A 13340-nucleotide genomic window follows, 5' to 3' on the forward strand; every position below is an offset into this window, starting at 1 on the left:
ATCGGCGTACGTGGGGTCACCGTCGCAGGGAAACAGGAGGTGAATGCCACTCTTCCCGCGTCTTCCCCGGCGCGGTCACGGCATGGCAGGCTACCGGCACGTAGGACCACTGGGCGACCAGCCAACGATGACTGACCGCTAGGAGGACGGGCCGATGGGCGAGATGGTGAGCTACCCCAGCAACGGTGGCACGAGCGAGGGGTATCTCGCGATACCCGCCAGCGGCATGACCAGCCCGGCTGTCATCGTCATCCAGGAGTGGTGGGGGCTGGTCCCGCACATCCGGTCGGTGGCCGACCGGTTCGCCGAGGCCGGCTTCGTCGCCCTCGCACCGGACTTCTACCACGGCGAGACGACAAGCGAGCCCGACGAGGCGCAGCGCCTGCTGCTGGCGCTGCGGATGGACGAGGCGGCAACTGACATCGCCGGCGCCGCCGACTATCTCGCCGGTCGGCCGGAGGTCACCGGTAAGGTCGGCGCCGTGGGATTCTGCGCCGGTGCCAGCCTGGCGCTGTGGTCGGCCACCCTCTCCGAGCGGATCGTCGCCACCGTCGGGTTCTACCCCGTGCTGCCCTGGGAATCGATGCGCCCCGACTGGACCGACTACGCCGGCAAGGCGGCGCTCATCCACTGCTCCGAGGAGGACGGCACCTCGTCCGGCGAGGGCGTACAGACCGCCCGCCGGGCCATCGAGGAAGCCGGCGGCAGCTGCCAGCTGTACGACTACCCGGGCACCGCGCACGCCTTCTTCAACGACGACCGGCCGGAGGCGTTCGACCAGCGCTCCGCCGCCAGCGCCTGGGCGCGCACCCTGGAACACTTCCGGGGCAAGCTTGGCTGAGCCGCGTACCCCCGATCAGGTCGTCGCCCGCGCCGCGCGGGCGGAGGACCTGGCCGACCTGGACGCTGCCGTCAGCGACTGTTTCGCGTGCCCCCGGCTCGTCCGGTGGCGGGAGGAGGTGGCCCGCACCCGCCGGGCCGCCTTCCGGAACCAGGAATACTGGGGCCGCCCGGTTCCGGGCTTCGGCCCCGCCGACGCGCGGATCGGCATCCTCGGCCTGGCCCCGGCCGCGCACGGCGGCAACCGCACCGGTCGGATCTTCACCGGTGACCGGTCGGGCGACGTGCTCTTCGCCGCCCTGCACCGCGCCGGCCTGGCCAACCAACCGACGAGCGTCGTCGCCGACGACGGGCTGGCCCTGCGGACCACCCGCATCTTCGCGGCAGTCCGTTGCGCGCCGCCGGACAACAAGCCCACCCCGGTCGAGCGGGACACCTGCGCGCCCTGGGTCCACCGTGAGGTCGCCCTCATCCGTCCCACCCTGCGCGTCGTGGTCGCGCTCGGCGCGTTCGCCTGGGCCGCGTGGTGGCCGGTGCTACGCCAGGTGTACGGCCAGCGCCCGCCCAGCCCGCGACCGGCGTTCGGGCATGGGGCACACTGGTCCGGCGTGGCCGTACCAGAATTGCTCGGCTGTTACCACGTGAGCCAGCAGAACACCTTCACCGGGCGGCTGACGCCCGGGATGCTGGACGACGTCTTCGGCCGGGCCAAACAGTTGGCCGAAGTGGACTGAGATACGCGTGGGGTGGTGGCGATGACTGACGGAACGCGACCGCCCACGCCGTCCCCGACCGCCGAGCCGGGGGTGCTGCGCCCGGTGGTCGGCCTGTTCCGGCGGTGGTGGCCGGTGGGCGCGGTCGCCGCCCTCCTCGCCGCGGCGGCCCTGGCCTCCGCGAACTCGTCGATCGGGGCCAACCGGATCCCGCCGGCCGCCGAGAACATTCCCTGGGTGCCCGAGTACCCGTCGGAGCAGCCGGCCCCGTCGTACCCGGTGGAACCGAGGGACGCCGGTGAGGCCACCCAGGCGCACATCCCGCAGTGGATCGCGACGGTGGCGCTCGCCCTGCTCGGCCTGGCCATCCTCGTTGTGCTGGGCTATCTCACCTGGATCCTGATCCGGGGGGTGGTGCGCCGCACCACCCGGGCGCTGCCGGCGCAACGACCCCGGCGTACGGCTGAGGGCACCGCCCGCGAGGTGGTCGCCGCCCTCGACGCGGGCCTTGTGGAGTTGGACGACCAGGACACCGATCCGCGCGTCGCGGTGATCGCCTGTTGGGTACGCCTGGAGGACGCCGCCGCAGCAGCCGGTGTTCCCCGCCAGCCCGGCGACACCCCTACCGACCTGGTGACCCGGCTGTTGCGGGGCGACCCGTCGGCAGGGGTTCCGGCAATCGTCAGCGCCGACGTGCTGGCCGAGTTCGCACACGTCTACCGCGAGGCCCGGTACGCCACGCGGGACGTCGACGAGGGCACCCGTGACCAGGCGCGCGCCGCACTGCGTCGGCTGCGCGGGGAGCTGACGACAGTGACGATGGGCGCTCCCGAGGTGGCACCGTGAGCGCGAGGAGTGAGCCGGGTTTGCGAGCCCCGCAGTCGCGAACAAGGGTGTCCGCATGAGTGGCAGCGCCAGCATCGACGACCTGCTCACCTTCGAGGAGGAGCGGGCGCGCAGCGACGACCGGGACCGGGGCGGTCGGGCCGGGCGTGTCCTGCGTGCCCTGGCCGCCAACGCGGCGGTGGTCGTCGTGCTGATCGTCGGTCTGCGCGCGGTAGGTCTGAAGGTTTCGCTCGTGATCCTGGTCGCCGGGGTGTTCGCGGTGTTCGCGGTGCGCCGGTTCGCGGCCGCTCTCGCGCCGCCAGCCGGCGGGAAGTCCCGGACGCCCGCCGTCCGCTATGACGACGGCACCTGGAACTGGGGTGCCCGGGACGCGTTGCGGGCCGCTATCAACGGCTGGGAACTGCCGCTGGACTGGTCCACGACACGGCCTGAACGCTTCAGCGGGGTGATCCTGCCCCGCCTCGGGGAGTTGGCCGACGAGCGGCTGCGCCTGAAGCACGCTGTGACCCGCGAGTCGGATCCGGTCCGCGCCCGTGCCCTGCTGGGTGACCGGCTGTGGACGTTCCTGGAAAACCCGCCCCGCCGCCCCCCGTCGCCGCGCGATCTCGCGGTGATCGTCGCCGAACTGGAGAAGATCTGATGAACGACGTGGACCGCAGCATGCCCGCCGCCGAGGTCGGTCGCCTGGCCCGGGCGGTCCTGGACGCGGTCGGCACCGTCGTGGTCGGCAAGCGGGACGCGTTGGAGCTGGTCCTCGCCGGCATCCTGGCCGGTGGGCACGTCCTCCTGGAGGATCTGCCCGGTCTGGGCAAGACGCTCACCGCGCGGTCCTTCGCCCAGGCGCTCGGGTTGGATTTCCGCCGGCTCCAGTTCACCCCGGACCTGCTTCCCGCCGACGTCACCGGCTCCTTCCTCTACGACCAGCGCAGCGGCGACTTCAGCTTCCGGGCGGGGCCGGTGTTCACGAACCTGCTGCTCGCCGACGAGATCAACCGGACGCCGCCGAAGACCCAGTCCGCTCTGCTGGAGGCCATGCAGGAGAAGCAGGTCTCGGTGGAGGGTGTCACGTACAAGCTGGACGAGCCGTTCCACGTGCTGGCAACCGCAAACCCCATCGAGTACGAGGGCACGTACCCGCTGCCCGAGGCACAACTGGACCGGTTCCTGCTGCGGGTCTCGTTCGGCTATCCGGAGCACGAGGAGGAGTGGGAGGTGCTGCGTCGCCGGATGGGCCGTCGCCGTGAGGAGGCGGAGATCAAGCCGGTGGTCGACGCGGGCACCCTGCGGGCGATGCAGGCAGCCCTGGAGGACGTGGTGGTGGAGGATTCGATCGGCCGCTACATCGTGGCCCTGACGGCGGCCACCCGGGAGCATCCGTCGGTGCTTGTCGGCGCCTCGCCGCGTGGCTCGCTGGCGCTGCTGCTGCTGGCCCGGGTGCGTGCGGTGTTCGGTGGCCGCGACTATGTGGTGCCGGAGGACGTCAAGGAGGTGGCGGCGCCCGCGCTCGCCCACCGGATCACCCTGCGGCCGGAGATGTGGTTGCGTCGTGTCGATCCGGCCTTTGTGGTCGGTGAGGTGTTGGAGGCGACGCCCGCCCCGGCCAGTGGCGCCCTGCCCAGCTACGCCGCCGGTGGGCTCCGGCACTGATGACCGGACCGACCGCGCCGCGATCCACCGAGCCGGACTCGACGGCCGGCTGGGCACCCACCCCTGCGCTCGCCCGCGCGGTGCTGCTCGCCGGGCTGCTGCTGGTGGCGGGCGTGCTGCTGGGGCGGATCGACCTGATCGTGCTGGCCGCGCCGTTCGCGCTGGGTACCGCGTACGCGCTGCGTCGCCGGCCCACCGCGTTGCCGCAGGTCTGGATCACCCCCGGCGACGACGTGCCGCTGGTCGAGGGTGGCGAGGTGACGGCCACGGTGAGCGTCGGCAACCCGGACACTGTCGACTACGACCTGATGGTGGTGCGGTCCCGGGTCTCGCCGTGGCTGCGGATCACCCGGGCGGGCTTCGCCGGTCCCGTACCCGCCGATGCTGCCAAGTCGGGCGGTGAACCGGCCGGTGGTGAGCCGGCCGGTGGCGCGGGTCGTTCCGCCGTCGACCGCCCGTTCGTGACATCGGTGCCGGTCGCCGCGGTGGTGGATCTGGAGCTGGCCGGTCGGGCCCTGCGCTGGGGCCGGCACCCGGTCGGTCCGGCAGGTGCGCGGGTCGCCGCAGCCGGTGGGCTGCTGGTCTCGCGGGCGGTCCTCACCGAGCCGGCCGAGGTACGTGTCTATCCGCGTACCGAGCCGTTCGATGCGGTGGAGGCGATGCCCCGGGCCGCCGGTCTGGTAGGCGCGCACCACTCCCGCCGGCCCGGTGAGGGCGGTGAGCTGGCAGGCGTGCGGATCTTCGCCCCGGGTGACCGGCTGCGCCGTATCGACTGGCGGGTCTCGCTGCGCGCCCGGCAGTTGCATGTGGCGGCGACCCTGTCCGACCGGGACGCCGAGGTGGTGGTGCTGCTCGACGTGCTCGCCGAGGCCGGTCGTTCCGGCGGGGTGGGCGGTGCCGCCTCGGTGCTCGACACCACGGTGCGGGCCACGGCGGCGATCGCCGAGCACTACCTGCACCGGGGTGACCGGGTTTCGCTGTTGGAGTACGGGCCGGGAGCCCGCCGGCTGCGTCCGGCCGCTGGCCGCCGGCAGTACCTGACAGTCCTGGAGTGGCTGCTCGACGTCCGCGCCGAAGCCGCCCAGCATGAGCCGTACGACCAGGTTTTCGGTCCACAGATGCTCTCCTCGGACGCGTTGGTGGTGGTCCTCACCCCGCTGCTGGACGAGCGGTCGGCGCAGATGCTGGCGCGGCTGGCCCGCTCCGGGCGCTTCGTGGTGGCCGTCGACACGCTGCCGGCGGATCTGACACCTCCGAAGGACCGGGGGTGGGCCGAGGTGGCGTACCGGCTGTGGCGGCTGGATCGCGACACCATGATCGGGCAGCTTCGGGAGCACGGCGTGCCCGTCGTGCGCTGGGCCGGCGCCGGCAGCCTGGACCAGGTGCTGCGGGACGTGGCGCGGCTCGCGACGGCCCCTCGGGTCGGTTCCCGGTGAGCGTGAGGAGTGAGCCGGGTTTGCGAGCCCCGCAGTCGCGAGCGAATAGCGGTCCGGTGAGCGTGAGGAGTGAGCCGGGTTTGCGAGCCCCGCAGTCGCGAACGAATAGCGGTCCGGTGAGCGTGAGGAGTGAGCCGGGTTTGCGAGCCCCGCAGTCGCGAACGAAAAGCGGTCCAGTGAGCGCGGGCCGTGCGGTCGGGGGTGGGTGCGGATGATCGAGGCGGTCACCGGGCGGGTTCGGGCGGTGCAGCAGGCAGTGGGCCGGGTCAGCGCCGTTCCGCTCCTGGTCCGGGCGGGGATCTTCGGCACTGTGCTGGCCGGGTTGGCGTTGGCGTTTCCCGCCGAGGTGTTGAGCGGGCGGCCGTTGCTGTTCCTGGCGGTGGCCGCGTTGCTGCCGGCGGTGGGGCCGCGTCGACCGTGGCCGACCTTCGTGGCGCTTGTCATGGTCGGTGGCTGGTTGCTCGCCACCGACGGGTACGGCCGGCCGGTCCAGCTGTGGCGGCTGCTCGCCGTCGCCGCGTTGCTGTACCTGTCGCATTCGCTGTGTGCGTTGGCGGCGCTGCTGCCGTATGACGGGGTGGTGGACCCGGACCTGATCAGTAGGTGGTTGCTGCGGGCCGGGGCGGTGCTGTTGGGCACTGCGGTGCTGGCGGTGCTGCTGTTGCGGGTGGCGGGGCTGGGCGGTGAGACCGGCCATCAGTGGGTGACGGTGTTGGGGCTGCTGGTGGCGGTGGGGCTGGTCGGGCTGCTGGGTTGGCTGCTGCGGCGTAAATAGATGGGTTAGGCAGGTCACATGGCTTGTGCTCCGTCACAGATGGGGGCCGCGAGCGGGATTAGCTGAGCTGGCCGGGGAAAGATAGATGACGTGAATCCGAAGCGGATCCTTGTGGTGGGCGCTGGGCACGTCGGTCTCTATGCGGCCCTGCGACTGTCGAAGAAGCTCAGCTCCCGTGAGGCTGAGGTCATCGTGGTGGACCCTCAGCCCCACATGACCTATCAGCCGTTCCTGCCGGAGGCGGCGGCGGGCAACATCTCCCCGCGGCATGCAGTGGTGCCGCTGCGACGCGAGTTGCGCCGGTGCACGGTGGTGGCCGGCACCGTCACCCGTGTCGAGCACGACCGCAAGGTGGCGATCGTCCAGCCGATCGTGGGCCCGGCCCGGGAGATCGCGTACGACCACGTGGTCGTGGCGCCGGGTTCGGTGTCGCGGACGCTGCCGATTCCCGGCCTGCACGAACAGGGCATCGGGTTCAAGACCATCGGTGAGGCGATCTACCTCCGTAACCACGTGCTGGACCGGCTGGACGTGGCGGCCGTCACCCCGGACCCGGAGGTTCGCCAGTCGGCGTTGACCTTCACGTTCGTCGGTGGTGGGTACGCCGGCATCGAGGCACTCGCCGAGATGGAGGACATGGCCCGGGACGCGCTGCGCTACTACCCGGAGCTGAAGCCGGAGGACATGCGCTGGGTGCTCGTCGAGGCCACCCAGCGGGTGCTGCCCGAGGTTGACCGGGACATGGGCGCGTACACGGTGCAGCAGTTGCTCAAGCGGAACATGGACATCCGGCTGGACACCCGCCTGGAGTCCTGCGTCGACGGGGTGGTGAAGCTCTCCGACGGTGACAGCTTCCGCTCCGACACGATCGTCTGGACGGCGGGTGTGAAGCCGTCGCCGATGCTCGACGCGACCGACTTCCCGCGCGACGAGCGGCGGCGGGTGACCTGCCTGCCCACTCTCCAGGTCGTCGACGGCGATCGGGTGGTCGAGGGTGCGTGGAGCGCCGGCGACTGCGCCGCCGTTCCGGACCTGACGAAGGAGCCTGGCAACTTCTGCTCGCCGAGCGCCCAGCACGCTGTGCGTCAGGCGGCCCGGATGGCCGACAACATCGTTGCGGTGGTGCGGGGTCGCGAGCCGGTCAACTACAAGCACAAGCACGCGGGCAGCGTGGCCAGCCTCGGCCTGCACAAGGGCGTCGCCCAGGTGTACGGCATCAAGATGACCGGCTGGCCGGCGTGGTTCATGCACCGGACGTACCACATGAGCCGTATCCCGTCGTTCAACCGTAAGGTCCGGGTCGTGGTGGACTGGTCGCTGGCGTTCTTCCTCAAGCGTGAGGTTGTGGCCCTGGGCCAGCTCCACGACCCCCGCGAGGAGTTCGTCGAGGCGTCCCAGCCGGTCGGCGCGCCCCGCGTCTGACCCAGCCGAAAGGAAGGGCCCCTTCTTATCGTTTTCGGTATAGGAGGGGCCCCTTCTTAACGCCCGCCTGACATCGGCTGAGCGCGGCGGCGTCAGACCCGCCAGGTCCACGCGTCGGCTATTCGGGTCGCCGGGCCGTAGAGCTGTTCCAGGGTTGCGCGGAGGGCGTCGGCGTGGGGAGCGTCGTCGGCCAGCGCCACGCAGGAGGCGCCCCAGAAGTCCGTGTCCCGGGCTGCCTGCCGGCGCTGTTCGTCGCCGATGGCCGGTAGGTCGCCGCGCCGGGCGACGTCGGCAAGCAGGGCTGAGGTGGGCTGCTTGAAGGTGCCCATTGCCGCGGTGCCGCCCCGCCCGTACGGACCGATGAAGAAGCCTTCGGGCATGCCGAATCCGGCGTTCGCGGCGACCGCCCAACGCATCGGCCAGGGTTCCTTGGGTGTGGGCAGCGGCACCGGGACGAGCACGCCGCCGGGCCGTACGCACTGCTTCCAGTGCCCGGCGGTGATGAACTCGGGCACCTCGGGCCGTGCTGCGGTCGGCAGCGGTGCCGGAAAGATCGGCAGCAGTGCGGCAGCGACCGCCAGTGGCACGAGTCGTCGTGCGCGGCCGGTGCTGCGCAGGGCACGGTCGACCGCCAGCACCAGGAGCGTCGCCACGATCGGGAGCAGCGCCAGACCGAACCGCATCGGCAGCGCGCCGTCCACCACTGGCAGCCCGGCCAGCAGGGCGTACGGGCCGGGCAGCGCGGTGCGGGTGCCGCCGAGCACCACCTCCGGGCCGAGCGAGAGCGCGCCCATCACCAGCCCTGCCACGACGCAGGCGAAGACGAGCCGGCGCCGGCCGGTCCAGATCGCGCAGGCCGCGGTGACCAGCAGCAGGGGCCAGCCGAGGAAGGTGTTGTACTCGGCGGGACCGGTGGTCAACCGGGACGCCTGGTCGCTGCCGGCGATCGACAGCGGGGAGATCGTCCACCAACTGCTCAGGTCGGCCGAGAAGTAGGAAGGGCTGAACATGCCGTCGGCGACGCCCTGCGGTCCGGCGAACTGGAACCACAGCGGGTATCCGAGCACCATCAGCGCCAGGCCGGCGGCGATCGCCATACCGCCGGCGAAGCCGGGCAGGGCTCGACGGGCCAGGTCCCGGTCCGCCACCGCGTAACTGATCGCCATCACCAGCAGTGTGACGGCGGCGAGGAAGAGCACCTCCTCGCCGATGAAGACCTGCGCGGTGACCGCAGCGGCCAGCCCGGCGGCTGAGCTGATCATCCGGCGCCGGTCCGGCCTGCTGGGCAGGGCACGCGCGGACCCGGCCGGGGTGCGACCCGGGTCGGAGGCCCGCAGCAGGCGGACCACCAGCCAGACGATCACCGGCACCAGCCACTGGGCGGTCATGTGCAGGTGGCTGTTTGTCTGCGACACGATGCCCGGCCCGAAGCCGCAAAGTCCGCCGCCGAGCGCGGCGGCCAGCCGACGGGTACGCAGCATCCGGTGGAACAGCAGGTACCAGGCGAGCGCCGTGCCGGCCAGGTTGGCGGCGGCGAGCAGTGCGAAGGTGACCGGCGCGCCGAGCAGGAGGGTGATCGGCGCGCAGACGATGCCGAGCGCGATGACAGTCGTGTTGGCCATCAGGTTGACGCCGTCGGGGGCGTTGAGCAGGTCGGTGAGCAGGCTGAAGTCGCCGAGCAGCGCTCTGGCGTCAACAGCCAGGAACCACTCGTAGAGGGCCTGGTCCTCCGGGTTGAGCGCCAACGTCCGGCCACCGGGGTCGGGCCACAGCCCCTGGGTCAACCAGCCGGCCAGCACCACCCAGAGCAGTGCGACGAGCAGATCGGCCCGGTGGCGGCGGACGGCAGCCGGCAGCCGGACGGCCCGGGTTCGGCGGTTGACCTGATCGGCTAGGCGGACGGCCTGGTCAGGGGCGGCGTCGGGGGCCGTGGGGGCTGCGCTGCTCACGGAATCGACCCTAATGTGGCTAGCCCGTCGGGGTACGCCGGGTTGTCGACGACCGGCTACGGTGACATTGCACTCGCGCGTGTCGACGCGCCGGTGCCACCCGCCCGGGTGGTGGAAAGGCAGACACGGCCGCCTTAAAAGCGGCTGCCGCAAGGCGTGCGGGTTCGACCCCCGCCCCGGGCACCAATCGCGACCGGCCCGCATTCCATCCGTGATCACCGGGAGTGGGTCGGGCAGTTTACTCTTGGAGGGCACGTTCACGTGCAAACGACCCCCTGAGGGAGGCCAGACAGTGAAGACCTCGAACCCGGTGCTCGCCCGGCTCGGCCAAGCGGCCGAGCGGGAGCGCTCCGCCGGGTACGCCCCGGCCGGGCCGTACGGACAGCCCGGCATTCCCCAGCAGTACCCGTCCCAGGCCGGTTACCCGGTCGCACCGCCCACCGTGGCCCCCATGACCGTCGACGACGTCGTCGTCAAGACTGTCGCTCTGCTCGGCATCCTCGGCATCACCGCCGCGGCCGCCTGGGTGCTCGTGCCCGACTCGCTGGTCGGGGTCGCCTGGATCGGCGCGGCAGTTGTCGGCCTGGCCCTTGGTTTGATCATCTCGTTCTCCCGGATGGCCAACCCGGCGCTTGTGATCGCGTACGCGGTCGTCGAGGGCGTCTTCGTCGGCATGGTCAGCAAGGCGTTCGAGACGCGCTACGACGGCATCGTGCTCCAGGCGGCGGTGGCCAGCTTCGGCATCTTCTTCCTGATGGCGATGCTCTACCGGGCGAAGGTCATCCGGGCCACCCCGGCCTTCGTCAAGGGCATGATCGCGGTCATGGTCGGCCTCTTCGCCGTCATGATGATCAACCTGGTGCTGGCGCTGTTCGGCGTCAACACCGGCCTGCGGGACGGCAGCCCGCTTGCCATCGGCTTCAGCCTGGTCTGCATCGTCGTCGCCTCGCTGAGCTTCGTGCTCAGCTTCAAGGAGATCGAGGACGGCGTCCGCATGGGCCTGCCGCAGCGCTACTCCTGGGTGGCCGCGTTCGGCATCCTGGTCAGCCTGGTCTGGCTCTACATCGAGATCCTGCGTCTGCTGAGCTACTTCCAGGGCGACGACTGACCTCGTCCGCTCTGCCGATCGGCGCCCGCCTCCGCTTCCGTGGGGGGCGGGCGCCGTCGTCCGCGCCGTTTCGCAGTCGCCGCCGGGCCGCCCGGGGCAGAGTGACTGCGAGGGGTACGCGGGTGAGGGAGGCGACGGTGCGCAGCAACAATCCGGTGCTCAACCGGCTGGACGAGACCGGCCGGTTGGAGAGCCGGGTGCTCGGCTCCCAGGATGTCGAGCCGATGACCGTCGACGACGTGGTGGTCCGTACCGTCGGGTTGCTGGTGCTCACCGGCGTGGCCGCGGCCGTGTCCTGGGTGGTGGTGCCGGAGGCGGCCTGGTTGGGCGCGGCGCTGGCCGGCAGCGCGCTGGCCTCGATCGCCCTGGTCCTGGTCATCTCGTTGCGGGGGATCACCAACCCGGTGCCGATCGCCGGCTACGCGCTGTTGCAGGGGCTGCTGCTGGGGGTGGCCAGCCGGACGTTCGAGCAGGTCTATCCGGGCATCGTGGTGCAGGCGGTGGCCGGCACGTTCGGCGTCTTCTTCGGCATGGCGGCGTTGTACCGGGCCCGGGTGATCCGGGCGACGCCCCGACTGGCCCGCCTGGTGATCGGCACGCTGCTCGGCATCGCAGTGCTCAGCGTGGTCAACCTGGTGTCGTACCTGATCTCTGGCCGGCAGGGGTTGGCGGTCTACAGCGTCAGCGGCGAGGTCGGCTGGCTGCCGTACGCCTTCTCGGTGGTGGCGATCATCGCGGGCGCGTTCAGCTTCATCCTCGACTTCGACCTCGTCGAGCGCTCGGTGCGCGACGGTCGACCCCGCCGGTACGCGTGGCTGAGCGCGTTCGGCCTGGTCACCGGTCTGGTCTTCCTCTACTGGCAGTTGCTGCGGTTGCTCAGCTATCTGCGTCGTTGACCGGGGCCGGGGTGTCGGGGCCGACGCCGGCCGTAGACTCGGCGGCGATGAGCGCAGTGGAGTTGGATCAGGCCGTACGACTGCTTGTCGGTCAGATCGGGCACTGGCAGCAGCCCCGCTGGGCGGCAGCCGCGACGACCGGCAACATGTCCCGCGCCGACCTGGTCCATCGCCTGGTGCAGGAGATCGCCAACCTGGCCGCCGACGCCGAGGGCGGACCTCGCCGCACTGTTCCCCGGCTGGACAACGACCTGGCGCTGCCCGACCAGTTGCGGGTGGTGACAGCGGACCTGTTGGCCTCGGGTGCCGACGCCGGAACGCTGGCGCGGGCCGCCGCCGAGGTGACGGCGACCCGCAGCGCGCTCTGAGGTCAGTTCAGCCGTTCGAGGACCATGGCCATGCCCTGGCCGCCGCCGACGCACATCGTCTCCAGGCCGATGGTCTTGTCGTGCCACTCCAGCGCGTTGAGCAGGGTGCCGGTGATCCGGGCGCCGGTCATGCCGAACGGGTGGCCCACGGCGATCGCGCCGCCCATCACGTTCAGCTTCTCCTCCGGAATGCCAAGCTGCCGGTAGGAGGGGATGACCTGGGCGGCGAACGCCTCGTTGATCTCCACGAGGTCGACGTCGTCGATCGTCATGCCGGCCCGCTTGAGCGCCTGCCGGGACGCCTCGACCGGGCCGAGGCCCATGATCTCCGGCGACAGGGCGGTGACGCCTGTCGAGACGATCCGGGCCAGCGGGGTCAGCCCGAGTTCCTCGGCCCGCTGGGCGCTCATCACCACAACGGCTGCCGCGCCGTCGTTCAGCGGGCAGCAGTTGCCGGCGGTGATCCGGCCGTCGGGACGGAACACCGGCTTCAGCCCGGACACCGCCTCCAGGGTGACGCCCGCTCGTGGACCGTCGTCGGTGCTCACCACAGTGCCGTCCGGAGTGGTTACCGGGGTGATCTCCCGGGCCCAGAAGCCGTCGGCGATTGCCTTCTCGGCGAGGTTCTGGCTGCGTACGCCGAACTCGTCCATGTCGGCGCGGCTCACGTCGTACACCTGGGCCAGGTTTTCGGCGGTCTGACCCATCGTCAGATAGACGTCCGGCAGGTCGCCGGACTCACGCGGGTCGGTCCACACCTCGGCGCCGCCCTGCGCGCGGCGCTTCGAGCGCTCGGCGGCCTCGGCGAAGCGCGGGTTCTCCCAGCCACCGCCGACAAGCGCCTGAGCCTCCGGCGGCAGACCGTCGGAGCTGCCCCGGGCGTACCGGGAGACCATCTCGACGCCTGCGGAGACGAACACGTCGCCCTCGCCGGCACGGATCGCGTGCAGGGCCATCCGGGTGGTCTGCAGCGAGGACGCGCAGTAGCGGGTCAGCGTGGCACCGGGAACGGTGTCGAGCCCGAGCAGCGTGGCCACCACACGGGCCATGTTGAAGCCCTGCTCACCGCCGGGCAGGCCACACCCGAGGTAGATGTCGTCGATGGTGGTCGGGTCGAGCTGGGGAATCTTGTCCAGGGCGGCCTGGACGATTGTCGCGGCGAGGTCGTCGGAGCGGACGCCGCGCAGGGACCCCTTGTGCGCCCGGCCAATGGGGGAGCGGGCGGTAGCGACGATGACGGCGTCGCGGGACGACTCAATCGGCATGGACCAACGTTAACCCGCCGGTAACATCACGCGGAAGAAGCAGACACGGCGGGAAATGTCACCCTGAGCGGGGCT

At 71.4% G+C, this 13340-nt stretch carries 13 protein-coding genes and 1 tRNA gene; 12 read left to right on the plus strand and 2 right to left on the minus strand.

Going from position 1 to position 13340, the window contains the following annotated elements; genetic code table 11:
• Positions 1 to 154: 154 nt before the first annotated feature.
• The 8 genes from ACPXB1_RS02135 (at position 155) to ACPXB1_RS02170 (ending at position 7679) form a co-directional block, all read left to right on the plus strand.
• Positions 155 to 841 (plus strand): dienelactone hydrolase family protein, encoded by a 687-nt coding sequence (locus ACPXB1_RS02135; RefSeq protein WP_355596857.1) that lies wholly within the window; start codon positions 155 to 157, stop codon positions 839 to 841.
• The gene (locus ACPXB1_RS02140) at positions 834 to 1574 is read left to right on the plus strand and encodes a uracil-DNA glycosylase (RefSeq protein WP_355629381.1); all 741 of its coding nucleotides are present in this window, start codon (positions 834 to 836) and stop codon (positions 1572 to 1574) included. The genes ACPXB1_RS02135 and ACPXB1_RS02140 overlap by 8 nt, the downstream gene beginning before the upstream one ends.
• 21 nt (positions 1575 to 1595) lie before the next feature.
• The gene (locus ACPXB1_RS02145) at positions 1596 to 2399 is read left to right on the plus strand and encodes a DUF4129 domain-containing protein (protein ID WP_355629378.1); all 804 of its coding nucleotides are present in this window, start codon (positions 1596 to 1598) and stop codon (positions 2397 to 2399) included.
• A gap of 55 nt (positions 2400 to 2454) precedes the next feature.
• Positions 2455 to 3039 (plus strand): hypothetical protein, encoded by a 585-nt coding sequence (locus tag ACPXB1_RS02150; protein ID WP_355596863.1) that lies wholly within the window; start codon positions 2455 to 2457, stop codon positions 3037 to 3039.
• The gene (locus tag ACPXB1_RS02155) at positions 3039 to 4046 is read left to right on the plus strand and encodes an AAA family ATPase (RefSeq protein WP_425734715.1); all 1008 of its coding nucleotides are present in this window, start codon (positions 3039 to 3041) and stop codon (positions 4044 to 4046) included. The genes ACPXB1_RS02150 and ACPXB1_RS02155 overlap by 1 nt, the downstream gene beginning before the upstream one ends.
• Positions 4046 to 5482, plus strand: a complete 1437-nt coding sequence (locus ACPXB1_RS02160) for a DUF58 domain-containing protein (protein WP_425734716.1) — start codon at positions 4046 to 4048, stop codon at positions 5480 to 5482. Before ACPXB1_RS02155 ends, ACPXB1_RS02160 begins: the two co-directional genes overlap by 1 nt.
• 214 nt (positions 5483 to 5696) lie before the next feature.
• The gene (locus ACPXB1_RS02165; protein ID WP_425734769.1) at positions 5697 to 6257 is read left to right on the plus strand and encodes an LPXTG cell wall anchor domain-containing protein; all 561 of its coding nucleotides are present in this window, start codon (positions 5697 to 5699) and stop codon (positions 6255 to 6257) included.
• 90 nt (positions 6258 to 6347) lie between these two features.
• Positions 6348 to 7679 (plus strand): NAD(P)/FAD-dependent oxidoreductase, encoded by a 1332-nt coding sequence (locus ACPXB1_RS02170; RefSeq protein ID WP_355596871.1) that lies wholly within the window; start codon positions 6348 to 6350, stop codon positions 7677 to 7679.
• 92 nt (positions 7680 to 7771) lie between these two features.
• Here the strand turns inward: ACPXB1_RS02170 and ACPXB1_RS02175 are convergent, their stop codons facing one another.
• On the minus strand, positions 7772 to 9628 hold the full coding sequence (locus tag ACPXB1_RS02175) for a hypothetical protein (RefSeq protein WP_425734717.1): 1857 nt from the start codon (positions 9626 to 9628) through the stop codon (positions 7772 to 7774).
• Between the two features lie 102 nt (positions 9629 to 9730).
• Here ACPXB1_RS02175 and ACPXB1_RS02180 point away from each other — a divergent pair.
• From ACPXB1_RS02180 to ACPXB1_RS02195, 4 genes are all read left to right on the plus strand, one after another.
• Positions 9731 to 9814: transfer RNA gene (locus ACPXB1_RS02180), tRNA-Leu, on the plus strand.
• A 106-nt stretch (positions 9815 to 9920) separates the two neighbouring features.
• Positions 9921 to 10736, plus strand: coding sequence for a Bax inhibitor-1/YccA family protein (locus ACPXB1_RS02185; RefSeq protein WP_355596875.1), 816 nt, complete (start codon positions 9921 to 9923; stop codon positions 10734 to 10736).
• A 137-nt stretch (positions 10737 to 10873) separates the two neighbouring features.
• A complete protein-coding gene (locus ACPXB1_RS02190) occupies positions 10874 to 11632 on the plus strand; it encodes a Bax inhibitor-1/YccA family protein (protein ID WP_355596877.1) in 759 nt (252 codons plus the stop codon).
• 47 nt (positions 11633 to 11679) lie between these two features.
• Positions 11680 to 12000: a hypothetical protein gene (locus ACPXB1_RS02195; protein WP_355596879.1), complete on the plus strand. Its 321-nt coding sequence runs from the start codon at positions 11680 to 11682 to the stop codon at positions 11998 to 12000.
• A gap of 2 nt (positions 12001 to 12002) precedes the next feature.
• Here the strand turns inward: ACPXB1_RS02195 and ACPXB1_RS02200 are convergent, their stop codons facing one another.
• Positions 12003 to 13265 carry an acetyl-CoA C-acetyltransferase gene (locus ACPXB1_RS02200; RefSeq protein ID WP_355596880.1) on the minus strand — a complete coding sequence of 421 codons (1263 nt, stop codon included), beginning with the start codon at positions 13263 to 13265 and terminating at the stop codon, positions 12003 to 12005.
• Positions 13266 to 13340: the final 75 nt, after the last annotated feature.

Origin of the sequence: Micromonospora sp. DT68, from assembly GCF_049847245.1 — a bacterium.
Lineage (GTDB): Bacteria > Actinomycetota > Actinomycetes > Mycobacteriales > Micromonosporaceae > Micromonospora > Micromonospora profundi.